Origin of the sequence: Mucilaginibacter sp. 3215, from assembly GCF_050433785.1 — a bacterium.
In the GTDB taxonomy this organism is placed as follows: domain Bacteria; phylum Bacteroidota; class Bacteroidia; order Sphingobacteriales; family Sphingobacteriaceae; genus Mucilaginibacter.
In genome coordinates this window covers 1-26,150 of sequence record NZ_JBNPWO010000032.1, presented here as the reverse complement: position 1 = coordinate 26,150, position 26,150 = coordinate 1, and the positions used below count along the sequence as shown (strand labels likewise).

The 26,150-nt window shown below is 42.3% G+C and carries 22 protein-coding genes and 1 tRNA gene; 10 read left to right on the top strand and 13 right to left on the bottom strand.

Annotation, left to right across the window (positions count from 1 at the left end; all coding sequences use genetic code 11):
* Positions 1-477: 477 nt before the first annotated feature.
* Together ABIC84_RS27285 and ABIC84_RS27280 are read right to left on the bottom strand one after the other, a co-directional pair.
* On the bottom strand, positions 478-1,698 hold the full coding sequence (locus ABIC84_RS27285) for a site-specific integrase (protein WP_429265614.1): 1,221 nt from the start codon (positions 1,696-1,698) through the stop codon (positions 478-480).
* Positions 1,699-1,941: 243 nt separating this feature from the next.
* Positions 1,942-2,032: transfer RNA gene (locus ABIC84_RS27280), tRNA-Ser, on the bottom strand.
* Between the two features lie 260 nt (positions 2,033-2,292).
* Between ABIC84_RS27280 and ABIC84_RS27275 the strand changes: the two genes are divergently transcribed.
* The 4 genes from ABIC84_RS27275 to ABIC84_RS27260 all read left to right on the top strand — a co-directional run bounded on the left by ABIC84_RS27275 (position 2,293) and on the right by ABIC84_RS27260 (position 5,681).
* Positions 2,293-3,264, top strand: a complete 972-nt coding sequence (locus tag ABIC84_RS27275) for a polyprenyl synthetase family protein (RefSeq protein WP_090530846.1) — start codon at positions 2,293-2,295, stop codon at positions 3,262-3,264.
* 79 nt (positions 3,265-3,343) lie between these two features.
* Entirely contained in the window at positions 3,344-3,820 is a 477-nt protein-coding gene (locus ABIC84_RS27270) for a group II truncated hemoglobin (protein ID WP_429265613.1), read from the top strand.
* Between the two features lie 97 nt (positions 3,821-3,917).
* Positions 3,918-4,709 (top strand): diadenylate cyclase CdaA, encoded by a 792-nt coding sequence (cdaA, locus tag ABIC84_RS27265; protein ID WP_090530839.1) that lies wholly within the window; start codon positions 3,918-3,920, stop codon positions 4,707-4,709.
* A 141-nt stretch (positions 4,710-4,850) separates the two neighbouring features.
* Positions 4,851-5,681, top strand: coding sequence for a sterol desaturase family protein (locus ABIC84_RS27260; protein ID WP_429265612.1), 831 nt, complete (start codon positions 4,851-4,853; stop codon positions 5,679-5,681).
* On the opposite strand, the gene ABIC84_RS27255 is transcribed toward ABIC84_RS27260, so the two are convergent.
* A complete protein-coding gene (locus tag ABIC84_RS27255) occupies positions 5,671-6,060 on the bottom strand; it encodes a hypothetical protein (protein ID WP_429265611.1) in 390 nt (129 codons plus the stop codon). The two genes, ABIC84_RS27260 and ABIC84_RS27255, sit on opposite strands and share 11 nt — an antisense overlap.
* 150 nt (positions 6,061-6,210) lie before the next feature.
* Here ABIC84_RS27255 and frr point away from each other — a divergent pair, with 150 nt between their 5' ends.
* Entirely contained in the window at positions 6,211-6,774 is a 564-nt protein-coding gene (gene frr, locus ABIC84_RS27250) for a ribosome recycling factor (protein WP_429265610.1), read from the top strand.
* 73 nt (positions 6,775-6,847) lie between these two features.
* Positions 6,848-8,608 (top strand): ABC transporter ATP-binding protein, encoded by a 1,761-nt coding sequence (locus ABIC84_RS27245; RefSeq protein WP_429265609.1) that lies wholly within the window; start codon positions 6,848-6,850, stop codon positions 8,606-8,608.
* A gap of 103 nt (positions 8,609-8,711) precedes the next feature.
* Here the strand turns inward: ABIC84_RS27245 and ABIC84_RS27240 are convergent, their stop codons facing one another.
* The 3 genes from ABIC84_RS27240 to ABIC84_RS27230 are packed head-to-tail and all read right to left on the bottom strand — an operon-like array spanning position 8,712 to position 11,909.
* The gene (locus tag ABIC84_RS27240; RefSeq protein WP_429265608.1) at positions 8,712-9,446 is read right to left on the bottom strand and encodes a LytR/AlgR family response regulator transcription factor; all 735 of its coding nucleotides are present in this window, start codon (positions 9,444-9,446) and stop codon (positions 8,712-8,714) included.
* 54 nt (positions 9,447-9,500) lie between these two features.
* A complete protein-coding gene (locus ABIC84_RS27235) occupies positions 9,501-10,835 on the bottom strand; it encodes a 3-keto-disaccharide hydrolase (RefSeq protein ID WP_429265607.1) in 1,335 nt (444 codons plus the stop codon).
* Between the two features lie 18 nt (positions 10,836-10,853).
* Positions 10,854-11,909, bottom strand: coding sequence for a sensor histidine kinase (locus ABIC84_RS27230; protein WP_429265606.1), 1,056 nt, complete (start codon positions 11,907-11,909; stop codon positions 10,854-10,856).
* A gap of 241 nt (positions 11,910-12,150) precedes the next feature.
* Here ABIC84_RS27230 and ABIC84_RS27225 point away from each other — a divergent pair, with 241 nt between their 5' ends.
* The 3 genes from ABIC84_RS27225 to ABIC84_RS27215 are packed head-to-tail and all read left to right on the top strand — an operon-like array spanning position 12,151 to position 14,056.
* Positions 12,151-12,360, top strand: coding sequence for a hypothetical protein (locus ABIC84_RS27225; protein WP_091220896.1), 210 nt, complete (start codon positions 12,151-12,153; stop codon positions 12,358-12,360).
* A complete protein-coding gene (locus ABIC84_RS27220) occupies positions 12,354-13,259 on the top strand; it encodes an ABC transporter ATP-binding protein (RefSeq protein ID WP_426582119.1) in 906 nt (301 codons plus the stop codon). The genes ABIC84_RS27225 and ABIC84_RS27220 overlap by 7 nt, the downstream gene beginning before the upstream one ends.
* Positions 13,256-14,056, top strand: coding sequence for an ABC transporter permease (locus ABIC84_RS27215; protein WP_091175501.1), 801 nt, complete (start codon positions 13,256-13,258; stop codon positions 14,054-14,056). The genes ABIC84_RS27220 and ABIC84_RS27215 overlap by 4 nt, the downstream gene beginning before the upstream one ends.
* 1 nt (position 14,057) lies before the next feature.
* Here ABIC84_RS27215 and ABIC84_RS27210 read toward each other — a convergent pair whose 3' ends face one another.
* From ABIC84_RS27210 to ABIC84_RS27190, 5 genes are all read right to left on the bottom strand, one after another.
* Entirely contained in the window at positions 14,058-15,536 is a 1,479-nt protein-coding gene (locus tag ABIC84_RS27210; protein WP_429265605.1) for a rhomboid family intramembrane serine protease, read from the bottom strand.
* A 62-nt stretch (positions 15,537-15,598) separates the two neighbouring features.
* Positions 15,599-16,945: a M28 family peptidase gene (locus tag ABIC84_RS27205; RefSeq protein WP_429265604.1), complete on the bottom strand. Its 1,347-nt coding sequence runs from the start codon at positions 16,943-16,945 to the stop codon at positions 15,599-15,601.
* A gap of 411 nt (positions 16,946-17,356) precedes the next feature.
* On the bottom strand, positions 17,357-20,527 hold the full coding sequence (locus tag ABIC84_RS27200) for an ATP-dependent helicase (RefSeq protein ID WP_429265603.1): 3,171 nt from the start codon (positions 20,525-20,527) through the stop codon (positions 17,357-17,359).
* Positions 20,528-20,601: 74 nt separating this feature from the next.
* Positions 20,602-21,264, bottom strand: a complete 663-nt coding sequence (locus tag ABIC84_RS27195) for a hypothetical protein (RefSeq protein ID WP_429265602.1) — start codon at positions 21,262-21,264, stop codon at positions 20,602-20,604.
* Positions 21,265-21,480: 216 nt separating this feature from the next.
* Positions 21,481-23,193, bottom strand: a complete 1,713-nt coding sequence (locus ABIC84_RS27190) for a glycoside hydrolase family 3 protein (protein ID WP_429265601.1) — start codon at positions 23,191-23,193, stop codon at positions 21,481-21,483.
* A 196-nt stretch (positions 23,194-23,389) separates the two neighbouring features.
* On the opposite strand from ABIC84_RS27190, the gene ABIC84_RS27185 reads away from it, so the two are divergent.
* Positions 23,390-24,073: a porin family protein gene (locus tag ABIC84_RS27185; RefSeq protein ID WP_176628862.1), complete on the top strand. Its 684-nt coding sequence runs from the start codon at positions 23,390-23,392 to the stop codon at positions 24,071-24,073.
* 243 nt (positions 24,074-24,316) lie between these two features.
* Here ABIC84_RS27185 and ABIC84_RS27180 read toward each other — a convergent pair whose 3' ends face one another.
* Both ABIC84_RS27180 and ABIC84_RS27175 read right to left on the bottom strand, forming a co-directional pair.
* On the bottom strand, positions 24,317-25,702 hold the full coding sequence (locus ABIC84_RS27180; protein ID WP_429265600.1) for a methyltransferase RsmF C-terminal domain-like protein: 1,386 nt from the start codon (positions 25,700-25,702) through the stop codon (positions 24,317-24,319).
* A 243-nt stretch (positions 25,703-25,945) separates the two neighbouring features.
* Positions 25,946-26,150: hypothetical protein (locus tag ABIC84_RS27175; RefSeq protein WP_218117320.1), on the bottom strand; the 205-nt coding region annotated here is incomplete at its 5' end.

Here is a 26,150-nt window from a genome sequence, read left to right as displayed (position 1 = left end):
TCCCTCAAGGATAGGTCGGTTGATGATGGGCTTTGGAACACATGCCCAATACTTGCTAAAGTATATTTATCAAAGCGCCTTTACGGGCGCACCGAACATTTCACGAAAACGTTTAACGTTGCGGCCTTGATGTATCTGGTTAGGCTTGTCGGCAGTTGTAGTCATCGGTCAGAAGTATTTATAAGTATGATATAGTCAAAGATAACAAAAATTATAACCAAGTAGCTACGTAGCTATTTTAGAAACATGGGGGATAAACCCTATAAAAAAACAACTCTTTACCTTATTCATCATAGTCGCAAAGGTAGGCCAAGCCGGATAAAATGAAAAGGCTATACAAGCGGGCGGGAGTGTTTTATTTTTTTGCTCGCCCGGCCTTGTCATTTTATCCGGCTTAGCACAGGTGGTTGCTTACATGGTGAATAAGGGATAAATTATTCATGCCTTGCAGAAAGCGGGTGGTTATCCCATAGGTAATTACCTTTCAGCTAATCTTTGTTTCAACCTGCCCATGTCCTCACTAACTTTTGCATCTAAAATTTTTGCGTAGTGCTGTGTCGTCTTGATATTGGAATGGCCAAGCATTTTAGATACGCTTTCAATAGAGACACCATTTGCAAGCGTTATGGTTGTTGCAAAAGTATGGCGGGCTATGTGATAAGTTAATTCCTTATTGATGCCGCAAGCGTCCGCTATTTCCTTTAGATAACTATTCATTTTTTGGTTGCTCAGGACAGGAAGCAATAAACCATCGTTCGCGCACTGAGGGTGATCTTCATATTTTGTCATTAAATCCATTGCTTGAGGTAATAAAGGAATTCTTGAGGAGGTATCCGTTTTCTGACGGCTGGTATAAACCCATTTCTGTCCGTCGATTCCTATTACTATTTCTGAACGTTTTAATTTCTTAACATCTGCATAAGCTAAGCCGGTGTAACAACTGAAAAGAAAAATATCCCTTACCTGAGACACCCGGTCGCTAACCAGCTGCTTATTCGCCATCACCTCCAGTTCTTCGGCATTTAGAAAATCCCGTTTAACTTCCTTTACTTTTGGTTTGTATTTGACAAATGGATCTCTATCAAGCCAACCATTTGCGATACAGATTAGAATGATCTTTTTAAAGTTTTTTAGATACTTAACCGTTGAGTTATTGTTGCAACCCCTTTCCGAACGTAGATAAAAATCATAAGCCATGATAAATTCGTGGTCGATTGCCCGGATATCAATATCTGAGGATTTAAATTTCCATTGCAGAAACGCCTGTGTATGTTTAAGGCTTGTTTCGTACCGGTCAAGCGTCCCCTTTGCATACTCTTTGCCAATAAGCGCAGCAACCTGACGGTTATGTTCCTGGAATATTGGCACCAACATTTTTCCGGGCGAGGGTTTTCCGCCGAGGAGTCTGTCTTTTAAGTTGGGAGCAGTGATCAATAGCTTTCGTTCAATCATATCTCGGTGAACATCATACACCTGGTGTTCTAATGTTTTCAAATACGCATTGATGCTTTTTGCAGCATCGTTGCTCCCGGTTAACTTCTGGCCGTTTGTACTCCATTTGTCGGGATTGATATAGCGTTTAGAGGAGATTTCGATACGTACGCCATCAACAGTAATACGTAGATAAACGGGGGCGAGGCCTTCGGCATTTGTTTTTGATCTCTTTACGTAAAAGAGGAGGTTAAAAGATTTGTTCATCGCTGAGCTTTAAGTGAATAAAATTAGTTACATATCCTCCTGTAATCAAGATGTTTAAATACTAAACAGGCTCAATTACAGTAACTTACAAGCATTCCGGTGACCAGCGGTTTTACCCTATCAAAGGTCACCTACAGGTCACCGGAACAAAGCGATTCATTGGTTTATTTTGGTGCGGGCAAAAAACAAAAAGCGCCGTAAATAATTCATTTACAGCGCTTTTGATTCTAATTAAATAATACTTGGCGGAGAGGGAGGGATTCGAACCCTCGATACCCTTTTGGAGTATACACACTTTCCAGGCGTGCTCTTTCGACCACTCAGACACCTCTCCGTGTAAATGTGGATTGCAAAGGTAAAATATTTGCCCTTACTATCAATAAAAAAGCGAAGCCCGTTTTAACCGGCTTCGCTTTCACAAAAACTTAACTCTACTTATAAAAATTGCACTCGCACAAGTATGACAGTTATGGCGTGCTTTGGTTTAATTTGAGTAAAAAATATTAGGCTGCAATGCAGATACATAATTTTAGCTTATGTTTGCTCCGCACTGTCACATGGCGGTGGTTAACATAAAATACTGTTTTGGTTGCAATGCTGAGCATCAACGACATTAAAAAACCTATTGCTGCTGATATTGATGCGTTTGAGGAGAAATTCAGGAACTCAATGAAAAGTTCCGTTCCGCTGCTTGACCGCATCACACATTACATTGTAAAGCGTAAAGGCAAGCAGATCCGCCCAATGTTCGTGTTCTTTTCGGCCAGCATTTGCGGGGGCATCAATGAGGCTACGCACCGCGGGGCGGCACTGGTTGAGCTGTTGCATACAGCGTCTCTTGTGCACGATGATGTGGTTGATAACTCTTATCAGCGCCGCGGCTTTTTCTCTATTAATGCTTTATGGAAAAATAAGATAGCTGTTTTGGTGGGTGATTACCTGCTTTCAAAAGGCTTGCTGCTTTCTATTGATAACAACGATTTTCAATTACTGCGTATTGTTTCGGATGCTGTTAAGCAAATGAGCGAGGGTGAACTGATGCAAATTGAAAAGGTGCGCCGCATGGATATTGGTGAACCTGTTTATTATGAAGTGATCAGGCAGAAAACCGCTTCGCTTATTGCATCCTGCTGCGCCTGCGGTGCTGCGTCGGCAGGGGCCAGTGACGAGGTGATTGAAAAAATGCGCCTCTTTGGCGAGAAAATAGGCATCGCGTTCCAGATCAAGGATGATATGTTTGATTTCGGAACTGATGATGTGGGTAAGCCGTTGGGTATCGATATCAAAGAAAAAAAAGTTACTCTGCCGCTTATTTACGCCCTGGCCAATTGCAGCAGTTCAGAAAAAAAGAGGGTGATCAACCTGGTGAAGAACCATAATGAAGACCCTAAAAAGATTGCTGAGATCATCAAATTTGTGAAGGATACCGGGGGCTTACAATACGCCGAAACCCAGATGAAAAAGTACCAGGAGGAAGCTTTCGAAATCCTGAACACTTTTCCCGACAGTGATTCGCACCGCGGGCTGGAGCAACTGGTTAGGTTTACTACCGAACGGGACAAATAATCAATTTTTTTGCTGCGTATAAATAACTGGTTTTTTAAAGATGCACTCCCTATCTTTATCACAACCGGTTTTTACACTTATGACAGCTACAATCCCTACATTGTTTGAATGGGCGGGTGGTACACCTGCTTTTGAACTGCTTTTCAACAAATTTTATGATAAGGTTTTGGACGATGAACTGTTGGAACCTGTATTTAAGCATATGTCGCCCGAACACCGTGTACATGTGGCGCATTTTGTGAGCGAAGTATTCGGTGGCCCTAAAACCTACAGCGAAACTGAAGGCAGCCATTATGCCATGATCAATAAACATTTGCAAAAGCATTTAACCGAAGCGCACCGCAAGCGCTGGACTGAATTGTTGCTGCAAACTGCCGATGAACTTTCACTGCCCGATGACCCAGAATTTCGCTCAGCTTTTATGGCTTACCTGGAGTGGGGTACGCGGATAGCAGTGCTGAACTCCCAAACAGATACTACTGCAGAAAGCCCGGATACGCCTATGCCAAAATGGGGCTGGGGTGTGCCGGGAGGGCCGTATATCCCCCTGAAGTAACAACACAGATATGTAAAATGACCGTTGTACCCGGTTGGCCTATCATATTTAGCATCCATCCGGCGTTTATGTTCGGGTAAACTTATTAACTTCGTAAATGCAGTCCATACAATCCCTCTTCCCTAAAATAGGTTTCTTTTCTATTCTTGATGTATTGCTGGTGGCTTTGATCATTTACCAGTTGTATAACCTTATCAGGGGAACCATTGCAGCTAATATCTTCATTGGATTTGCAGTGATCTTCGCTCTCAATTTTGTGGTGAAGGCTTTGGATATGAAGCTGCTTACCATTATCCTGGGCAAATTTGTTGATGTGGGGATCATTGCCATTATCGTGGTGTTTCAGCAGGAGGTAAGGCGGTTTTTACTATTGGTAGGTAAAAATGCTTCGCTCCAACGCAATAAAGCCTGGTGGCAATATTTCTTCGGAAAATCAGAAGTGGAGAAAAATAATTACGCCCGGATCAAGCCAATAATTGATGCCTGCAAAAGCCTGAAGCAAACCCGCACCGGGGCGCTCATTGTTTTCGCCAAGTATTATGACGAACAGTTTTATCAAAACAGTTGTGAGGTGGTGGAGGCCAAAATTTCAAAGCGATTGTTGGAAAGCATTTTTCAGAAAACGAGTCCGTTGCATGATGGTGCGGTGGTGATTTCGGAGAATAAGATAAAATCGGCAAGTTGTATTTTGCCGCTTACCGAAAAAACTGATCTGCCGGCGCAGTTCGGCCTGCGCCACAGGGCAGGTATTGGTGTAACAGAGGCCAATGAGGCCACGGCGATCATTGTATCTGAAGAAACTGGAGAGATCTCATATGCCAAACAAGGCCGGATTAAAATGAATATTAGCTTTGCAGAGCTGGAAAAAGTTTTGAATAAGGATTTTTAATTGGATAAAAATAAGACAGGATGCGCCTTTAACTGGCGCAAGCATCGTGTGGTTGCAAGAGCGGGGCGTACTTGTGCCCTCTAAGGCTAAGCTAAGAAAGGATTGCTATATTGTGAATCAAAAATCAGCGTTAAATTAACAATGCCACTGCATCCCTCCATCGATAAAATAACAGAAATCTCCCGGGTTCTGCTTTCGATAGCAGGGCGTTACCTGGTATTTGCCGGGGCATTATACTTGTTTTTTTACGTGTGGAGAAGACGGACATATTGGTATTCAAAAATTCAGCAACGCTATCCCGAAAGTAAGCATATCCTTCGCGAAATCGTTTATTCGTTTTTTACTATACTGATATTTGGTGTGGTGATCATGCTGGTGATCTATGCCAGTAAGCAACATTTAACAAGGATCTATCCAAACATCAGCGATAAAGGATATCCTTATTATTTTTTGAGTATAGGGCTGATGATCCTGATGCACGACACCTACTTTTACTGGACACACAGGGCTATGCACTGGAAGCCTTTGTTTAAGCTGATGCACAAAACGCATCATTTGTCAACTAATCCGACACCATTTGCCGCTTATGCTTTCCATCCGCTGGAGGCCGTAGCAGAGATTGGGATTGTACCGCTCATCGCCTTTACTATTCCCTATCACGGCACAGCGCTTACTATATTTTCTTTGTATTCGTTGCTATTAAACGTGACCGGTCATCTGGGCTATGAGCTTTTTCCCCCGGGGTTTACTACGCATAAACTGTTTAAATGGCACAATACTTCAACGCATCATAACATGCACCACCGATTGGTAAAATGCAATTATGGTTTATATTTCAACATATGGGACAGGTTAATGGGCACTAATCATCCCGATTATGAAAAGAGCTTTGAACAGGTGGTTGAAAAGCGCGAAAAAGTGAAGTATAAAGGAGACGGCGAACTACTGCCAGACGAGCTGGCTACGGAGTAACTTTTTCCTTTTTTACCCCGGCAGTATCCGGATTAACAACATCTATTCTTTTAATGAGCATATGGTATTTCATCCCTGGTTTATCTGTTTTAACCACAGGCATATTATCGTTAGGATAAGTTTTAACCACAGGCATCCGGCTATACACGGTTACATTATCAACAAGCTCACGGGTATTTAGCAATGTGCTGTTATCATTTAAAAGTCCGTTTTTCGGAAGTACCGGGATTAGTTTAGACAAGTTGCTGTCAACCTTTAATGGTTTCAAGTTAAAAAGTTTATCGACAGTGTTATTGTTGTTAGGCGCCTTATTGAGGCTTTGCGCTTTAAGCTGGCCTGCACAGGCTACGATAGCAGCAAGGATTAAGGTTTTTTTCATGGCGATAATATTTTATACTAATATACCTATCATTCAATAATATTAAAATGTTAAATATGTTATAAAATGTTAAATGCTTTTGAATTGTACCCAAATACCAAAGCCGTTAAATGAGAGATTTTATTACTTTTGTTGAAAATTTAAAAACCGATGAGCGAACTCATTAAAAAACAAGTAAACGATGCAAAGGTCAATATGGATAAGGCCGTTGAGCATGCAGACAACGAATTAAATAAAATACGTGCAGGTAAAGCAAGCCCATCATTATTGGATGATGTTAAAGTTGATTACTACGGTACACCTACACCGCTTAGCCAGATTGGCAGTGTAAATACCCCTGATGCCCGTACCATTGTTGTTCAGCCATGGGAAAAATCATTACTGGGCGCAATTGAAAAAGCCATCAAGGAAGCAAATTTAGGACTTAACCCACAAAACGACGGTATCATTATCCGGATCAATGTACCGCCGCTTACCGAAGAGCGTCGCCGCGACCTGGTAAAAAAAGCCAAGGGCGAAGCCGAAAACGGGAAAATTGCTGTCCGCAATATCCGCAAAGACGCCAATGAAAAAATCAAGAAATTAAAATCGGAAGGTGTTTCTGAGGACGAAATAAAAGTAGGCGAAGCTGAAGTTCAAAAACTTACCGATGTCTACATTGCTAAAGTTGATCAGCTTTCAGAAGCTAAAGAAAAAGATATCATGACGGTTTAATATTAACCTTGTGTCAAATTAAAAGGGAATGAGCTACTTAGCCATTCCCTTTTTTTATGTTTGCTGTTGAAACATGAATGTATTAATCTCTTACTTAAAAAAACACCGCTGGATTGTTGTATTCGCACTTTTCCTGGCGGCTATGAATATAGGCTTCTCACTGCTCGACCCATGGATAACCGGTCGTATTGTTGACCGTGTTATTGAACAACGCAGTAAGCTGCAATATGACGCATACCTGAACCAGGTGCTGATGCTGGTTGGCGCTGCTATTGGTGTTGCCATGGTATCGCGTATAGCTAAAAACTTCCAGGATTATTTTACCAATATCATTACCCAAAAGGTTGGGGCCGAAATGTATGCCGATGGTTTAAAGCACTCGCTTGAGTTACCCTACCAGGTATTTGAAGACCAGCGGAGCGGCGAAACTTTAGGTATATTACAAAAGGTGCGTTTAGATTGCGAAAAGTTTATTACCTCCTTTATCGGGATCCTTTTTGTTTCGCTTATCGGGATGGTATTTGTTATCATTTACTCGGTAAGCGTAAGCTATAAAGTTACCCTGGTATATTTCGCGGCGATACCTGTCATCACTTTTGTGAGTATGGCCATGAGCCGGAGAATTAAAAAAATCCAAAAGACAATTGTAGCCGAAACAACAGCGCTGGCAGGTTCAACAACCGAATCGCTAAGGAATATCGAGCTTGTAAAAAGTTTGGGTTTGGCAAAACAGGAAATAGCAAGATTAAATAATACTACCTACAAAATTCTCGACCTGGAACTGAAAAAAGTGAAGTATGTACGCAGTATGAGCTTTGTACAGGGTACTACCGTAAACTTTGTACGCAGTGTAATGGTTGTAGTACTGTTAATGCTTATCTTCAAAGAGACTATCTCTCCGGGTCAGTATTTTAGCTTTTTATTCTATTCGTTCTTTTTATTTAACCCTTTGCAGGAGTTAGGTAATGTGATCCTTTCCTGGCGTGAAGCTGAGGTTTCCCTTGGCAACTTTAACCGGATATTGAGTATCCCTATTGATAAAAAACCCGAAAAGCCTGTATTGCTTGAAAAGGTGAATACCCTAACTTTTAACGATGTCAGCTTTAAACATTTAACAGCTAATCGTAATGCCCTTAACCATATCAGCTTTGAAACCAATTCAGGCGAGACGATCGCTTTTGTTGGCCCTTCGGGTTCGGGTAAAACTACATTGGTTAAATTATTGGTAGGTTTATATCAGCCCCTGCAGGGCGATATTTTATACAATGGCACATTAAGTAAAGAAATCGACCTTGATCAGCTGCGCGAAAAAATAGGTTTTGTAACCCAGGATACGCAACTGTTTTCGGGTACCATCCGCGAAAACCTGCAGTTTGTACGCCCGGATGCTACCGATGAGGAATGTATGGATGTGCTGCAGCGTGCCGCATGCCAAACCCTGCTGGCCCGCGCCGATAAAGGATTAAGCACTGTAATTGGCGAAGGTGGTGTAAAAGTATCTGGCGGCGAAAAGCAGCGTCTTTCTATAGCCCGCGCGTTATTACGCCGACCGGATATCCTTGTTTTCGATGAGGCCACTTCATCGCTTGATTCCATTACCGAAGAAGAGATCACCGAAACCATCCGTAGTGTATCCGAAAAGGAAAATCACATTACCATCCTCATCGCTCATCGTTTATCAACAATCATGCATGCCGATAGCATTTATGTATTGGAGAAAGGCCGCATTATTGAAGGTGGCAAACATGCCGATCTGATTGCCCAAAAAGGCTTATACTATGCCATGTGGAGGCAGCAGATAGGGGAGAAGGATACAGTGGACACGTTGGATTAAGGCACTAAGTAATCTAATAAAGAAAGGCGATATTAAAAACATCGCCTTTTTTAGTTTCTATCGTCATTATAAGAAACGAAGTAATCTCAGATAAGCACCAAGCTTAGATATTCTTATTCTCAATCATCCTGAAAAACTCATCACGATAGGTATCGCCTACGGGGATGATCTTTTCACCTATCTGGATGCGGCTCCGTTCAATGCTGTCTATTTTATTGAGGGCTACAATGTATGATTTGTGTACCCGAACAAAATGTTTTTCGGGCAAGGCATCTTCCATCTTTTTCATACCCTGCAGGGTAATGATCCTCTCGGCAGAGGTAAAGATGCTGATATAATCCTTTAAACCCTCTATAAACATAATATCGTGCAGGTATACTTTCTGAATTTTATGCTCGGTTTTTACAAAGATAAAGTCGGTTGAAAAATCATCCTGCTGCACGGGTTCGGCCTGCATTACTACCTGTGGTTTGGCTGCAACCGGCTGGATAATACTTTGTGCTTTTTGTACCGATTTAAAAAAACGATCAAATGCGATAGGCTTTAACAGGTAATCAACTACATCAAGTTCGTAGCCTTCAAGCGCGTACTGCGGGTAGGCTGTAGTTAAAATAACCTTGGCCTTGCCGTTGGCGATCTTCAAAAACTGGATGCCGGTAAGTTCTGGCATCTGAACATCTAAAAACACAAGGTCGGCTTCGGCGGCCTGTACCATGGTAAGCGCCTCGATGGGGTTGGTTGTAGCTTTAACCAATTGCAAAAAAGGCATCTTGGAAATATAGTCTTCCAAAATATGCAGCGCCAAAGGCTCATCGTCAACTACCAAACATCTGATCATAGCGTAAAAATAATGTAATAATGGTTATTCTAAATTTTTTAATGTGCTGTTTTGTTATAACGGCGTCAATTCAACAGATTTATACCAGATCTCGGCGCCTTCCGATTGTAAAAGGATGCGACCGTGCGATAAGGAAGCTACTCCCCAGTTTACTAAATGCCCGTTAACATAATGCTCAATCTGGTTACCGTTGCAAATAATTTCGATGGTGTTCCATTCGCCGCGCGGATTTTCAAAATTGGCGGTGCGGTAAACACGCTGCTGGTCCCACTCAATGGCCGATTTATTAGGCGTAACCACATTAGTATGCTGTACGCACCAAATATCCCCGCAATCACCTTCCTGGATCTGGCATTCTATCGATCTTGGCCATACGATATCTTTATCACCCTCTCCAAAATGATATAAAATACCTGCATCGCGTACGCCTTTTTCGCGCGGGTGATATTGTTTGCTTCCCCATTTAAATACTACTTTCAGGTAATAATTATCGTACGATTTTTTGGTGGCCATATAACCAAAATACTTGCCCATTACATGTACCATGCCGTTTTCAATGGCAAAGTTGTTATGTACATCATTATCCTTGCCTAAAGTATCCAGATAGGTATACCAACCCTTTTTATCCTTGCCGTTTAACAATTTTTGAACCCCAAGCTCCCTGATCCAGATATTGCGGAATGAAACCGGAAACTCATGCTCCTGCAGCAGCAGGGGTAAGGCGAAGGCATGTTTTTGATATTTGGGCTGGCCAACGTGCGCCACTGTTCCTTTTATAGTAACATGGTTTTGTACCAGTATGCCATTGTGTAATACGGTAATGTAAGCCGGTGTTTTAACAGAGCTGTCGATATTAAAGCGTGGAGCGGTATAAATGATATCATACTTTTGCCACTGGCCCGGTTTAAGCGAGGCATTTACCTGCGGCAGGTATTGTTTATAAACAGAACCGGCCTGCCCGTTTGAGTAGGTACGGTTTTTATAACTATCCAGGATTTGCAGTTCGTAGCGGCTTTGCATAATTACGCCGCTGTTGCCACGCTCCTGTCCTTCTCCTTTAACAACAGCCGGGGTGCGCCATTCAATATGCAGCTGGCAATCGGCAAAGTTTTGTTTGGTGATGATAGAGCCGCTGCCCGGCTTAACAGTTACAATACCATCCTTTACTATCCAGCCCGGTTTGTTGCCTTTCTGATCTGTCCATTTGTCCAAGTTTTTACCATCAAACAAAATAATAGCATCAGATGGCGGCTTGTTGCCGGCGCCCGGTGAAACTACTTCAGGTTCGGGGTCCCAAACTTCGGTTGCTTTAGGATCGGTTTGTGCAGATGCGGTAATGGCCGATGTTGCAAGAAACAGGGCAGGGAGAAATTTTTTCAAACAGGTCATGGTTATAATGGGTTATAACTATAAATCTATTGATAATTCGCAGGTGTAAGTATATTCTTCATCCCTTATTTTTAAAGAGTACCTGTTGGGGTAAAGCAGGTTGAGCCGGCGCTGCACATTTATCAAACCAATTCCACCTACAGCATCACGGTTATTGTTATGTTTTTTGTTTTGGATGTAGAAATGCAGTTTACCATCCGCCACGTTAATAAGTAGCTTTATAGGCGAATTGATATCATTTGCAACGCCATGCTTAAAAGCATTTTCGATAAAAGCGATCAGTAGCAAAGGTTCTATTTTTTGATCGGTGATATTGCCATCTACCTTAAAATCAATAAATGCCTTGCTGCCAAAGCGGATCTTTTGCAGGTCGATATAGTTTTGCAGGTACTGGAGTTCTTTACTCAGGTCAACTTTGTTTTCGTTACATTCATACAGCATATAACGCATAATTTCCGAAAGCTTTAAAATAGCCTCGGGGGTAGTTTCTGAGCGCTGATAAGCCAGTGAATAAATACTGTTTAAGGAGTTAAATAAAAAATGCGGGTTGATCTGCGATTTCAGAAAAGCCAGCTCGGCAATAAGGCGCTGATTTTCCAGGTCGCGCTGGATGCGTTCGTTCAGAAACCAGTCTGTACTGAACTTTAGCGCAGTGCTCAGGAAAACAAATATCAGGCTGGTAAAAATACTGCTGTAAAAATAGGTGGCAAAACTGGTTACATGCCCTTTTTGATGTACTAATACAATCTCCTTAAATATTAGCCCTACTCCATATTTACCTATGCCATATATTATTATGCTTACCAGTACAGCTGTGGCATATTCCCAATACCGTTTTTTATTAAGGAAATTGGGGATATAAACCAGGTAGTTAAGGTAAAACAGACTGATGTTAATAGCAGGATAAAGCAAAAAGATCACCAGCAGCTCTTTGGTACTGAGCTGCGCATCGTTTAGCCTTGCCAAAAAAACAAAAAAGGATATAATGCCCGTCCAAAAAAACAGGTGCCAAAAAATTATCCAGGCAGTTTTAATGCCGGTTCTGGATTTCGGTAATGGTAATGAAGCCTCCATTCGCTGTTTTTAAATCCCTTTTATGTTTACGGGTGTGGCATCTAATTTAATATTTTGATAATGATATCGGCCTGTTATTTATATATAGCGGCTCATTTTTTCGATGAACTGGCTTTTATCATCGATGAACTGGTTAAAAGGTGCAGAAAAGCGTTCATCTATAAACAAAGTGTGTTGGTCTAAATGATTTTAGCAGGTTATTTTTTTAATATTCCTTTGTTGTATAAAATCACCACTCACAATGAAAACGCTTATCAAAAATTCAAATCCTTTTATCATGTTATTGATCCCGGTAATGTTTGCCCTTATTTTGGGTGTAAGCTACCAGTTCGAGCAAAAAAAGGAAACAGCAATAATTGGCCGCACAGCAGTACATGCTACCTCATTGTTTCACAAAGGTTTTGTAATGGTTAAAACCGTTTGCTCAGTAGCAAAAAATAATATATGGTAATTAAAACCGAAGGGCTTTCCTTCACCTTTGGTAAGCAGCAGGTAGTTAAATCTCTGGCGCTGCAAGTTCCGGAAGGAAGTATATATGGTTTTCTCGGTCCCAACGGCGCCGGGAAAACCACTACCATCAAACTCCTGCTTAACCTGCTAAAACCCGATGCAGGTAACATCCACATTTTTGAGCAGGATATCAAAACTAACCGCATCAGCATACTTTCGCAAATAGGCTCGCTTATTGAACAGCCTGCTTTATACCAGCATTTAACCGGGAGGGAAAATTTATTGAACAGGGCCTTATTATTGCAGGTGCCTGCTCAGCGCGTTGAAGATATGCTTGACCTGGTACAGCTAACCGCCGCCGCCAATAAAAAGGCCGGGCAATATTCATTAGGGATGAAACAACGGCTTGGAATTGCACTGGCCCTGCTGGCCGATCCTAAATTGTTGATTTTGGATGAGCCTACCAACGGCCTCGACCCAAACGGTATCATCGAGATCCGCGAGCTTTTAAAAAAGCTTGTTGCCCAACACGGTAAAACTGTTTTTATATCAAGCCATCTGCTGGCCGAAATTGAACGGATGGCCACGCATGTGGGCATTATAAATAATGGCGCAATGCTTTTTCAGGGGAGTGTTGCCGACCTGCAGGCCATTAGTAAACCGCTGGTGCGCGTTGATGCCGAAAATACCGTTGACGCCGCCAACCTCTTAACCCGCAACCATATTAACGTTACCGAAGTAACCGACGAGCATTTACTGGTACCCTACATCTCCAAACAGCAAATGGGCGAGATCAACGCCCTGCTCAATAAAAACGGGCAAACGGTTTACAGCATCAGTAAACAGCAAAAAGACCTGGAGAAACTATTTTTAGATATCACCAAAACGCCTAAACCATGAAAGGATTTATACTATCGTTCCGTTCGGAGTTTTACAAAAGCCGTAAAACACTCGGCTTTTGGGCTTCGGTAATGCTTCCTTTATTTATAGGTGTTTTGTTGTTCGTAGGGTTTTATACCAAAAGTGAAAAGTTGGTGTCAATGCCGCCGATGATGCTTTGGCTACAGTTTGCTGGTGCTATTTTGGGTATCATGGGCTCATTGGTGCTGCCAATGTATATCATATTTATAGCATACTCCGTAAACAGTATCGAACACCGGGCCGATACCTGGAAAACCTTGTTTAATCTGCCAATCCCCCGCTGGTCGGTTTATGCGGCTAAATTTTTTTATGCGGTTTTCCTTGTATTTGTTTGCCTTGCGTTGTTTGTGCTGTTTACCATTGGTTTCGGCAATTTGTTAAGCATAGTAAAACCAGAGTTACGGTTCGACGATTTCCACATGGAGAAAGAACTGGCACAGATCTATTTCAAACTGTTTTTATCATCATTAGGTATCCTTTCCATTCAGTTTTTACTCAGTTTATTTTGGGCAGATTTTTTAAAGCCGATGGGGATTGGTTTTATATGTACTATAGCCGGCGTTGTGGCGGCTTCAAAAGGCTGGGAGTATAGCTACCTGTTTCCATATGCACACCCAATGGCAGCTATCAGTAGCATGCTGAAAAACAATCATGGCGATCCATCCAACCGGTTACAAATAGATGTTTTTACTAAAGATGTATTTGTAAGTATGGCTATAGCAGTTGTTGTATTTGTGGCAGGATATTTTATTGTGCAGCGTAAGAGCGTGAAGTAGATTATTTGTTATGTTTACTCAAGTCATCAATGATCTGAGCAATTTCGCGATTAACCGAATCTATGGACGGAAGCCTAACTGTCGTGCTGTCCTGTAACCTCTTATATAATAAATTATAACTATTGATGCGTAGCTGGCAGTACTTTTTAAGCATATTGTCGCGAACCTTATAAGGTTCGGGAAGGTTGAGTGAATCAGCAGAGTTGATAACCCGGATATTTTCATTCCAATAGTATATACCCCTATCCTTCAGTTCGGACATTAAAACATCTTTAGCCGTATTTTTTGGCATTTGCATTACCTCTAATGCCATTGACTCCTTAACGGCAAAATCCTTCATCTTTTTCTGGTACATCGCAAATGGATTAGGTGTTTGATAGTAGGTAACGGTACAGCATAGTAGTGTTAAAACGGCAATGGACATTACAGAGAGAACTTCTAATCCTGTATTATCCGGTTTGCTAAGACTTGGATAGTAAAGGTATCCTATAATGAATCCGCTTACCAGTCCACCAACGTGAGCCGCGTTGTCAATCCCTTCTTTAGTACCATATAATAAATTAAAAGCGACAAAAAAGCCTATGCTGACCAAAAGTTGCTTTCGTACGTTTTTTTCGATAATATTTGTTGTGAGCATGGAAAGAAATACACCATACATGCCAAATATAGCCCCGGATGCACCTGCACTAACAATAAACCCATGCGTTGTAACACTAACTATGCTGGCAGATAAACCTGTCAATAAATAGGCAGCTGCAAATTTTAGTTTGCCAAGCCGGGGTTCAAGTAGCATACCTATATACATCAGGGCATACATGTTTAAAAGCAAGTGCATGATGCCGATATGAAGAAAAATTGCCGTTATTAGTCTCCAATATTGATTATCTAAAGTGAGTGGCCCAAAGTTTGCTCCCCAGCTAATGAGGTCGCTTACTGTAGGTTCGAACGCCGATACACCACGAATAACCATAATAATGAAAATCGCGATGTTAACATTTATAATTATTGGTGTTATGAAGTATTCAGGCCGTGGTATAAAAAAACTAAGGAATCCCAGTAACTTTTTTTTTGTGGTTGGTGGAGGGGCGTTTAAGATATCTTCTTCTTCAGATTCAAATATGGGAGTGAGTTCGACCAATTTTTCCTCGATAAATTCGCTGTTCAGAGATGTTTTAAGCTGATCATATTTTTCGATGAAAGTATTTACATTCTCTTCGTTCATTTCCGACCAATCAGTAATTTTTCCATCGGCGTTTTTACTTATCAGCAAAATATCAGACTGATTAATAACAAGCCTGAACTCCTGCATGGGTGAAAAAAGGCCTCCGCCTATAATTGTTATAAGCCCATTTTTTCCGGTATAAATTATTCTCCAATCCAGTTGCCGGGCGGTCTCGAGTGCGATTACCAGGATATGTTTTGGGTCGGCGTTGTTTGTATCAATTTGTTTATTAAATGAAGGGGTAAAGCTAAATGCCATAAGGTCAGGACTTTTTTAGCTATAAAGATGGTGATAAATCTATTATCTGTCAAAAAAAATGATTACCTAACCGGCTTCGGAAACACAGGCAAACTTTCATGCCCATCCGCGTCAACAGATTGCACCGCAAAAAAATAATTATCCTTTGAATAATTCAACATAGCCGAAGTATCGGTTACATAAAATTTCCTTTCCCAATAAGGGCTGATAGTTTCGCGCATTAATACATAATAACCTGTGGGCTTTTTACCGGTAGCGGGAGCTTCCCATTTCAGTTTAGTTTTATTGGTTAAGTCGCTGGTGATCACACCAACGTTTTGTGGTTCGGCCGGGGCTGAAGCCAGATTGGCTAATACCGATAGGTTCATGCGGGCTACTTTTTGCACGTAATTATAATCTACAAAATTGGGCAGGTCACCGTATTCTACGCCGTTTTCGGTGCGGATATTCTGGTGCTGGCGATTAAAGTTTTCATTCATTTCGGTAAACCTTACAGCTGTAAAGCCCTGCTCTAAAAACGGCAGATGATCGCCGCCGCGCAAGTAGCGGTCGCGCCGGTAAATGAGTTTCACATCCAGTTGGTCAACATAACGCTCTCCAATTTCCTTGGTATACCGCGCCAGTTGTCTTGACGGACTATCATTTTCCCCTCCTAATGATTTCAAAACCGTTACTTGTTTATCGGTAGCTGCTGTAGGTACACCATCGCTAAAAACACGTACGCTACGGTTATCTTTCAGGTCAGTTTCCATGCCGTAAGTATTGCCAACGATATCATTATTCAGCATGGCATCCACATTCCAGTTTTCGGCTTTGGCCCGTTTGGCTACGTTGGCAGATCCGTACAAACCCTGCTCTTCACCAACCACTGTCATGAAAATAATAGTGGCAGGGAACGATCTTTTAGCCATCACCCTGGCCAGTTCCATCGAAAGTGCAGTGCCTGAGGCATCATCATTGGCACCGGGTTCAACCCCGTTGGCGTCCATCACATCATTGATGCGTGAATCATAATGTCCCGATACCAGGTACACCCGCGTATCATTCGGATCGGTACCTTTCAGTGTGGCCAGTACGTTTTTGAGCTTGATGGGTTTATCGATACGTGTACCTTTAGGCTGTGTGAACGTATCAAACTGCACGGTCATCCTCCCGTTTGATTCCGAAGCATATTTCTCCATTTCGGCCTTGATCCAGTTGCGCGCTGCACCGCTGCCCGTGGTTTTACTGGTTGTATCGCTCAGCGTGTGCCTGCTTTTAAAGCTAACCAGTTTGCGGATGGTAGCCTCAATGTTTTTGGCTGATACCTCATCAACCATTTGCTTAATGCCAGCGTCCTGTTTTATGATGGTTTGGGCAGTGGCAGGCAAGGTTAAGATGAGGAGGAGGAATGGGAGGATGTGTTTCATATGATGTATGTCTGAAACCCGAATTTATGGAATTAATGAATTTGCAGAATGAAACATATTGTAATAATCACGTGATGCGATTCGTTCAACGGCGACTATAAATTTGTATGTTCCAGGCGATAGCAGCGACGACTGGGGATTTTTTGTGTAACCCTGTGTGTTTTATAAATGACTGATTATTAGATTTTTATTAAGAGATATTTGAATTTGTGTTAACCCTGTTAACCCCTGTCGTTTCTGTATGGGGTAAGTGTGATCACATTGCCAAAGCAACATGGGATGATATATTTCATATGGTATGGTAGTGGCTTTTTTTAATGTAGAGACGCATCACATGCGTCTATCGAACTATTTATTTCCGATTGCCTGTCCTGCGAGAGACGCAATTATGCGTCTCTACATCAGCATCTTTTATTCTCCTTCCTCTTCCGCAACAATCCCCAAAATCTCATCGGCCTGTTTAAAATTGCTTTTTACAAAATGGCACCAGTCGCATTCTTTTTTGCCGCAGCCTGTGCTGAAATCGTGCGCCATGATTTTAGCGTAAGTTTCGGTGATCTGGCCGGTTACCGTTTCCATGTCATCGGGTGTTATCACAAATTTTTCGCGGTAATATTCGTTGTCGGCTACGGGTTCAACAAAATCAAATACAGTGCTTACAACTTCCCAGTCGTTACTGCGGTCATGATCAACAAGGAGCTTGTAAAAAACTGCCTGGCGCCAGTAATCGCCTCCGTTGGGCAGATCATTTGTTGGGCGCATCAGTTTTTCTTTGGCATTTTTTACTTTACCCGTTTTATAATCAACAACAGTAGCCTGCTTGCCCTCAAATTCAATTTTATCCAGGTTACCTTTAATAGGTACGCCGTGTACTTCAATATTTTTGATAGGGCGCTCGGTTACCGCTATTTTGTTCCAGTGCGGTACATTTTGCTCGTAGTATGGCGGCAGGATCTTTTCGCCATAAGCCGAGCGCAGTTTAAACTCATCTTTAGTAAATGAATCGCGATTGCGGGCCATATACCATCTAAACTCGCGCATGAAATTTTCCGTACTCAAAAACTCGTTGCCATTATCCTTCAACTGCCTGTAAGTTTTGTTGAGTGCCCAGTGTACCGCCTGTCCAAAAGTAGCCGCCGGACTTTTACCCGATGGTACCCTGATCAAACACTGAAAATAAAATCGCAGCGGGCAATCCAGGTAACTGCTCAGGTGGGTTACTGATAGCGTGTAATTCTGCAGCAGCTGGTTGATGTAGTTTTTATCCAGTAACTCAACCTTTGGTTTTTCGGCTTCGCTGAATTGGGTTGCCTGGAACTCGATCATATCCATGGCATCCACTTTAGGGTATTGTACCTGCATATTGGTGCTGGCTAATATCTCGCCTATAAATTGGCTTGCCTCCTGGTCTTTGTCTTTCCTGTCCTTAGCGGCGTATGAGATCATAAGGTGCTGCTTGGCACGCGTTACCGCCACATAAAACAGGCGGCGCGCTTCCTCTTTCTGTGCAATTTCATCAGCGGCGGAACGGGTGAGTGTGTCGGGATAGCTGAAACCGCTGTTACGGCCTTTACTGTCCCAGGTACGTTTGTCGCAGCCAATAAAAAACACATATTCAAACTCAAGCCCTTTTGAGCCGTGTGCGGTGAGGAAGTTAACACCATTCTCCGAAAAGATGCTTTGGTTAAGCTCCAGGCGGATCTGATGTTTCTTCATCATCTCGATGGTCGAGATCAAATCATCCAGGCTGATGTCGGGCCTTTTGCGGCTTTCATCTTTCAGGAAATCGAAAAAACTGGTAAGCATTTGCATGTAGCTGCCCTTATCCTGTTGCTGCATAATATATTTCAGGATGCCCATTTTGGCTATCACACTTTGAAAAAGCTGTTGCAGCGTAACGCTAACCGACTCTTTGAGCAGATAATCGATATTGCTTACGAGGTACCGCATCTCCTGTTGTTGATCGGGGTGAAAAAGGTCTGCCTGTTTGGGTGGCCTCATCTCGCTTACGTAACGGCGGATAGAAGTTTTAGGCTGATTGTAAGCCAGGGTACCAAAGTTTTCTTTAAACACGGCAACGCTTGCCTTGGCAATTTCAATAGGGGGGATGTTAAAGAAATCATAGTGCATGATCTCAAATAGTAATTCATCCCCGCTGTATGGCGAATCGAGCTCCATGGTAAGGTAACGTAAGATATTGATGATCTTTTCGCCAAAGGGCTGGGTAAGCACGTCAATTTTGCGCTTGGTGTTTACCTGTATCTTTTGCACGTCCAAAAATTTGATCATCTCCTCAACCTGGTTGTGGTTGCGGTAAATTACCGCTATCTCGCCCGGCGGTACACCGTCAATAACCAGTTGTTTTATCTGCAGCGATACATCAACCAGTTCTTTATCAGGGTTCTCGTACTCCCGGATCACCGGCTCGACCAACAGGTTATTAAAACGTGGATGCGACGATTTTAAAGCTTTATCTAAATTAAGCTGACTGGACAATCGCTCGAAATTGTTATCGATAAGCGCTTTTGAAATGTCGAGGATCTGCTGACTGGAGCGATAGTTATGTTTTAGCACTACGGTGTATAGTGTATCTACGTAGTCATTGGCAAAATCAAGGATGTTTTTCATGTTTGCCCCCTGAAATTTAAAGATCGATTGGTCATCATCGCCTACCACAAAAACATTTGGGGTATCCCAATAATTAAGCAGGAAACGCAGTAACTCGTTTTGCGATCCGCTGGTATCCTGGAACTCATCAACCAAAATATACTGGTAACGCTCCTGATAGCGGCGCAGGATTTCCTCATTATCGCGGAAAGCGCGCAACACCCAAATGATCATGTCGTCATAATCATAGCGGCCGCGGCTTTTCATTTTTTCTGTGTAGTTTTGGTACTCTCCAACAGCAGCCAGCAGTTTTTTCATCACGTCGTGCGCGGCGTCGATATCTTTTTGCTTCGGATCACCAATCTTGATGCCTGCTTTGGCATTAGCCCGTTTATAAATAAACTCCTCTCGGTTAGGCAAGTCTTCAAGATAGTCATTTACCGCCTGTTCGATCATTTCGGCATTCCAGTTTTCCCGCTTCATAGTGCTGAACAGGCTTTTAAGCCGGGGAACGTCGTAATAAATATCGCCCGTAAAACGCTTCAGCAGGTGATCGTTCGGGAACTCATCAACCAGTTCACGGAATAGCATGGCCGATTCAAGGTCGGATAAGGATTCCAAATTCAGCTTGCCGAAATACTCGAGGTTCTCCTGGATAATCTCATTACAAAAAGCATGGAATGTATATATATTTATCCGGTAAGCATCGGGGCCGATAAATTCAAAAAGGCGTTTGCGCATGGCTACTGCGCCGGCATCGGTATATGTCAAGCACAGGATTTCGCTGGGTAAAGCGTCTGTATCAGTCAGGATTTTGCCTATCCGCGCTGCCAGGATCTGGGTTTTGCCCGTACCGGGGCCGGCTACTACAAGTACCGGGCCATCCATTTTGTTAACTGCGGCCAGCTGCTCGGGGTTTAAACCGGCTAAGGCTTCCTGAAATTTAGCGTTATATTTATTGAATGTAGATTGCATAAGCCCCCTCTAAATCTCCCCCTGAAAGGGGAGACTTTTAATTAGTTATTGGAACGTTGTGTTTCGATAATTCTTTATTTAAACTCAAAATTGTTGACATCAAAGTTAGGACTTAAAAACTGAAAACGATTGGCCCCATTATCGTTGTACCATCTGTTTATGAGTTTGTTTTTTCTTGGTTTTCCAGAACCTAAACCTTGGCCGGTAGGAGTGTGTAGTTTAAAACTTGGAATTTTGTTTCGATTGCAATAGTTTTCAATAAAAGCTATCTGTTGTCCAAAAGGATCACTGTAGCTTAAGCGAGTGAAATAAACCGTTTTTACTTTGTTATGATTTATGTAATTAATGATGTTATTGGTGTTCCAAGTAAAGTCTTTGAAGTTATTTAATTTATTATCTAAGTAACTGGTTATCCAATTAATGTGATCAGGATTATTAATATCAGCGTCATTAATGGAAATTAATAAATCCGTCAATGCGACCCGATTCGATTGAAGAAATTCAAATTGTGTTTGAATATTTTTATTGTCAATTTTCGAAGCGCAGGCAAACTCAGGAAGTACTTTCCAAAAGTATCGAGATATTCCATAAAAATACTCTGCAAGATTAGTGGGTGCCCAGACATTCTCTGGATTAAATGTTCCTACTATTAGTGTGTCGGATTCCCAATTGGGTAATAGGCCGTTATCTCCTTGTAAGTGATTTTGATGGCCGTAGAATTTATGAAAACAAGGCATGAAATTTAAGATTAATGGTTTGAAAAAATGAGACCGTTTCTCTTAATATACCAATTTTATTTTAATAAAAAAGGGAAGTCTTGCCAAATTCTTCGATGGCTCAAGCCTCTGAAATTTAATCAAATAGATGGTATTTGCAGTGCGATGAACACGGAAACTGGCAGATTCACAGAGTAAAACGTGTTTTCTAAACTCCCCCTTTAGGGGGCTTGGGGGCTACAACCCCATCCCAGTCGTAAAAAATGCATTCACGCTTACAGGAAGCTTACCGGTAGGCTTTAAACGACCGCTAAGCACTTTCGCTGCTGACTGTTGCAGTTCGGGCGACATCTGGTAGCAAACCAATAAACTGCCAGCTTTTTCAAGTCCCGGCAAACCCGCTATAGTATAAGCATTGGCAAACACACTGAATGCTGTGTTTTTGCGTGATGCCAGATCGGCAATCATTAGCTTTACATCGCTGCTGTAATCAAGCTTGCTCTGCGGGCGCAGACGGGTATCATGTATGCCTACAATAATCTGCTGGTACTGTTTAAGCCAGTTCAGGATGTTGGTAACTTCAATCGCCGGTGCGTCTTTATTAACTATAAATATGCGGCTGTTCGGGAAACTTTTTACAACCTCCATCTGGAAAAGCGTTGGCGAGCTTACCCCTATACTCACGACGGCTGTTTTTAAAAATGGATTGAGCTTTACATTATTGTTCTTCAATTGAGTTACCGCGGCATCGCTTAGTTGTTGTACCAGTGCTTTGGCGGCATCGCTGTTAATGTCCTGGCTCAAATTGGTTAAAACAGTTGGCTTGTATTGATTAAGCCCTGCCCAGTATTTGGCAACTAAGATCTTTTTGATCCGCGCTTCAAATTCAACAGCACTAACGCTGCCATGCCTCACAGCTTTACGGATCAGGCCTATGGCCCGGTCGGAGTTTTCAGACAGCTCGATGATGTCATTGCCTGCAATAAAGGCCTTTACATCGGCTTCACCGTTGGGGAAATATTTGGTTACCCCTTTCATTTCCATCGCATCGGATATCACCAGGCCTTTAAAGTTTAACGAATCTTTCAGGATTCCGGTAATAATAGGGCGCGAAAGGGTTGAGGGGAGTTTTGGCGTATTATCTAAGGAAGGGATCCCCATATGAGCGATCATTACCCCGCTGATACCCGCATTGATGGCTTCCCGGAAGGGATACATCTCCAATGAATCTAATCGGCTACGACTATAAGGAAGCAGCGGCAAATCAAAATGCGAATCGACATTGGTATCGCCATGCCCCGGAAAATGCTTGGCCGAAGTAAGCAAGCCCGCATCCTGCATGCCTTTAAAATAAGCAATACCTTTTTTGGCCACGTTATACATGTTATCGCCAAAAGAGCGGTAATTGATAACCGGGTTATTAGGATTGTTGTTCACATCCATATCTGGCCCAAGGTTCATTTGCATGCCCAGGCGTTTAAAATCATAAGCTACTTGCTGGCCCATTTTGTAAATCAGGTTATTATCCTGTATGGCACCGAGGGTCATTTGGTATGGATATGATATGGTAGAATCCAGGCGCATGCCCAGGCCCCATTCGCCGTCCATAGTTATAATTAAAGGTACTTTGGCCAGTTTTTGATACTTATTGATTAGGTTGGCCTGGCGCACCGGCCCACCCTGAAAAAATACAACGCCCCCCAATTGCTGCTCTTTAATCACCTGCCCAACCGAATCTTCATAGGCTTTCCCTTTATTGGTATGCGCCCTTACAAATAATAATTGTGCAACCCGCTGCTTGCGGCTCATTTTATGATACACCGAGTCGACCCAGCGGTTTTGTTTGCCTAACAATTGGATATAACTTTCTTTTTGTGCAAAAACATCGGCGGTGAAAAATGTGAAGATGATAATCAGCGGGTAGAAAATGCGGGTTTTAGAAGCTTGCATAGGCCAAATGTAGCGTTATTCTGAATTTTTGATGAAAATGATGTTACAACTATTACAAAAATCAAACCGCTAATAAACCTTTGTGTTTTTTATTAATCTATCACGTTATTAACATACATACGAGGAAAAGCCGGCGGTAACCGGTAACTAACGGGCTAACGACTTTTCCGCCACTTATTTAAAACAGACAAATACGATGAAAAAATTACTTTTCTTGGCAATGTGCCTCTTTACCGTAGGGACAGTTAGTGCGCAGGGGTATTACTATGGACCGCGTCATCGCCGCCCGCCCCGCCGGGTTGTTGAAAGGTCTCAGCCCCAACGCCGTTATGATGATTTTTACACCCCCAAAGTTGGTTTGGCGGTTGGTTTAAACGTTTCAAACACGGTTGATGCTTATAACAGCAATTATAGTTCGAGTTCACTTGCGGGCTGGCACGCGGGTTTAACCTTTGATGTGCCTATTATCTACCCGCTGTCATTTGCTCCCGAAGTATTGTTTTCGCAAAAAGGATATGAGGTGAATGACCGGGACGGGAAATTTACACAGCGCACCAATTATATTGATGTGCCTTTGCTGGCTAAATTTAGGGTGGTACGAGGCTTTAACCTGCTGGTTGGTCCGCAGCTTACCTTTTTAACATCAACCAAAAATACTTACGAAAGCGGTTTAGGTACCAGTGTTGATCATATTGACAATGATGCCAATCATAGTTACGTTGCCGGTGTAGTAGGCGTAAGTTTTGACATTAACCGCAATGTGGAGATCCGCGGTCGTTATAATATCGACCTTGGTGAAAATCGTCCTTATGCTGATCAAAACCTGCCCGATTACCGTAACCAGGTTTGGCAAATTGGTTTAGGGTTTAAATTTCAATAATAAATAATGGAGCACGGTAATTGATCACAGTAACTTTAATGTAGCATTTACTTTTATGCAAATACGCTAAACCGCAAAGGGGGAAGAGATTCCAAAACTTTGCGGCTTAGCTTTTTTTGTGAGTTTAAGTTCGATCTTTATTTATTAGCGCGTTGCCTTCGGCCGGGCTTTCCGCTCATACTGCGCAGGGCCTTAGCCACATTGGCCGGTATCCGCTTCAATCCCTAACGTAAAGGCATAATATTACCATTCCCTCGGAGGATGCGTCGAGAGGATCCTTATTTCTTTAGGATAATAATTATTGATCCGATTTGGCAATAATTTGGCCCAGCCAAGCGGATGCCCTTCATAGGTCATGAGCGTCCAGCCTTTATCTGCTGTGGATAGTTCTATGTTGTCCCGGCGCAAGTATTGGATAGCCTGATCTTTATTAAGGGGCGTTTCCAAAATAGCATTCCTATTAACTATGAGGCTTAGGGCCAGTTCGTGATCGGGGATCAGGTCCTTACCGGCAAGCTTACCTATAATTACGCCCGATTTTTTTATATAGAGCTGTCGCTGTAGTATGTTGAGGCTTTCTTTATGGGCGCGGTTAATAGCCATCCAGTCGTCATTTACCTTAAAATAATAAAGGTGGTCGGGGTTATTAATATATGAGCGCACCTGGTCGAGCTCCTTGCCCGGCAATTTTTGCTGGGTGTTGTTTTTGAAGGAGGCCAGATCGCCGCTGTTTTCTTTTTTTTGCAGGCAGGCGGCAAATAAGCCTTCGCCTTTTATCTTACCAGGGTAAAAACGGTAGCCCCAGGCTTTTTTCTCCGGCGACTGGGTTTCAACAATGCCCCATTCCTTATTAATAGGTATGCGGATGCTTTCCAGCTCAAACTCGGTGCAAAGCCAGTCCAGGATATCTTCATTTTCCTGGTGTGAGTAGGAACAAGTGCTATATATAAGGTAACCATCTTCTTTTAAGGCTGGGTAAATATCAGCAAGTATGCGTTCCTGCCGCTGATGACAAAGGTTCACGTTCCCTTCCGACCATTCGCTCATCGCATCCGGATCTTTTCGGAACATGCCCGAGCCCGAGCAGGGGGCATCAACGAGTATGATATCAAAAAAGCTTTTCAGCCTGCTGAAATCTTTAGGGTCATTATTGGTAACAATGGTATTGGCTGTACCCCACCGGTTCAAATTATCTGTTAATATAGGTACACGTGTTTTAATGATTTCGTTTGCCACTAATAAATCGGCAGGTTGCAGGGCCGAATTAAGCAAGGTGCTTTTACCTCCGGGTGCCGCGCAAAGGTCAAGTACTTTTACCGCATCATCATTATTTTGGTTGATGGTTTTAAAAATATGATCAATAAACATTGATGATGCTTCCTGTACATAATAGCAGCCGGCATGAAAAAGAGGATCGAATGTGAACGACGGGCGGCTTTCAAGATAATATCCGTTGGCGCACCAGGGTACATTTTGTGTAATTTTTAAGGCAGATGGTTTAAAAGGATTAACCCTTATAGAGGTTGGAGCCTCCTCAAACCGGTGCGCTTTTACAAAATTTTCTTCATCGAAGCCGTTTTCCACGCTCAATGATGCGATGAAATGCGGAGGGAAATTATGCTCATTCATATACATTTCAAATATACACATTAGCTAAATGCCCGTCTTTACTTAATTATGAGGGTGTTTGGGGATGTATTTTACCTTAATTTACAGGCAGTTGTAAAATAGGTTTAATTATTTGAAAATATATCTTGGTTGGTAGATGGTTTTCTGTGTACATTTGTGACCGCTTTAGAAAAAGAGGCGTTGTTTTTTGAAAATTAAAAGCGAATAAAAAGATTAAAAAAAGTGAAATTTTCACTTGCTAAATCAAAATGAAATTCGCACCTTTGCAGCCGCTTCAAACAGGAGCGGTAGTTCATACAAAGGGTAAAAGAATCGGTGTTGAAGAGGGAAAGAGAAGAAAGATAAACACTGCAAAACTTTGAAAAATAAAAAATAAAAAAGTTTTGGAAATAAGAAAAGGTTTTCTACCTTTGCAGACCCAAACGGAAGGGTGCTTGAGAGAGCGAAA

Coding starts and splice junctions, on each gene's coding strand:
- ABIC84_RS27200 (WP_429265603.1), bottom strand. CDS start 20,527: ATGCAATCTACATTCAATAAATATAACGCTAAATTTCAGGAAGCCTTA.
- ABIC84_RS27205 (WP_429265604.1), bottom strand. CDS start 16,945: ATGAAACACATCCTCCCATTCCTCCTCCTCATCTTAACCTTGCCTGCC.
- ABIC84_RS27270 (WP_429265613.1), top strand. CDS start 3,344: ATGACAGCTACAATCCCTACATTGTTTGAATGGGCGGGTGGTACACCT.
- ABIC84_RS27245 (WP_429265609.1), top strand. CDS start 6,848: ATGAATGTATTAATCTCTTACTTAAAAAAACACCGCTGGATTGTTGTA.
- ABIC84_RS27235 (WP_429265607.1), bottom strand. CDS start 10,835: ATGACCTGTTTGAAAAAATTTCTCCCTGCCCTGTTTCTTGCAACATCG.
- ABIC84_RS27240 (WP_429265608.1), bottom strand. CDS start 9,446: ATGATCAGATGTTTGGTAGTTGACGATGAGCCTTTGGCGCTGCATATT.
- ABIC84_RS27195 (WP_429265602.1), bottom strand. CDS start 21,264: ATGCCTTGTTTTCATAAATTCTACGGCCATCAAAATCACTTACAAGGA.
- ABIC84_RS27215 (WP_091175501.1), top strand. CDS start 13,256: ATGAAAGGATTTATACTATCGTTCCGTTCGGAGTTTTACAAAAGCCGT.
- cdaA (WP_090530839.1), top strand. CDS start 3,918: ATGCAGTCCATACAATCCCTCTTCCCTAAAATAGGTTTCTTTTCTATT.
- ABIC84_RS27285 (WP_429265614.1), bottom strand. CDS start 1,698: ATGAACAAATCTTTTAACCTCCTCTTTTACGTAAAGAGATCAAAAACA.
- ABIC84_RS27230 (WP_429265606.1), bottom strand. CDS start 11,909: ATGGAGGCTTCATTACCATTACCGAAATCCAGAACCGGCATTAAAACT.
- ABIC84_RS27275 (WP_090530846.1), top strand. CDS start 2,293: ATGCTGAGCATCAACGACATTAAAAAACCTATTGCTGCTGATATTGAT.
- ABIC84_RS27185 (WP_176628862.1), top strand. CDS start 23,390: ATGAAAAAATTACTTTTCTTGGCAATGTGCCTCTTTACCGTAGGGACA.
- ABIC84_RS27225 (WP_091220896.1), top strand. CDS start 12,151: ATGAAAACGCTTATCAAAAATTCAAATCCTTTTATCATGTTATTGATC.
- ABIC84_RS27255 (WP_429265611.1), bottom strand. CDS start 6,060: ATGAAAAAAACCTTAATCCTTGCTGCTATCGTAGCCTGTGCAGGCCAG.
- ABIC84_RS27220 (WP_426582119.1), top strand. CDS start 12,354: ATGGTAATTAAAACCGAAGGGCTTTCCTTCACCTTTGGTAAGCAGCAG.
- ABIC84_RS27180 (WP_429265600.1), bottom strand. CDS start 25,702: ATGAATGAGCATAATTTCCCTCCGCATTTCATCGCATCATTGAGCGTG.
- ABIC84_RS27260 (WP_429265612.1), top strand. CDS start 4,851: ATGCCACTGCATCCCTCCATCGATAAAATAACAGAAATCTCCCGGGTT.
- ABIC84_RS27210 (WP_429265605.1), bottom strand. CDS start 15,536: ATGGCATTTAGCTTTACCCCTTCATTTAATAAACAAATTGATACAAAC.
- frr (WP_429265610.1), top strand. CDS start 6,211: ATGAGCGAACTCATTAAAAAACAAGTAAACGATGCAAAGGTCAATATG.
- ABIC84_RS27190 (WP_429265601.1), bottom strand. CDS start 23,193: ATGCAAGCTTCTAAAACCCGCATTTTCTACCCGCTGATTATCATCTTC.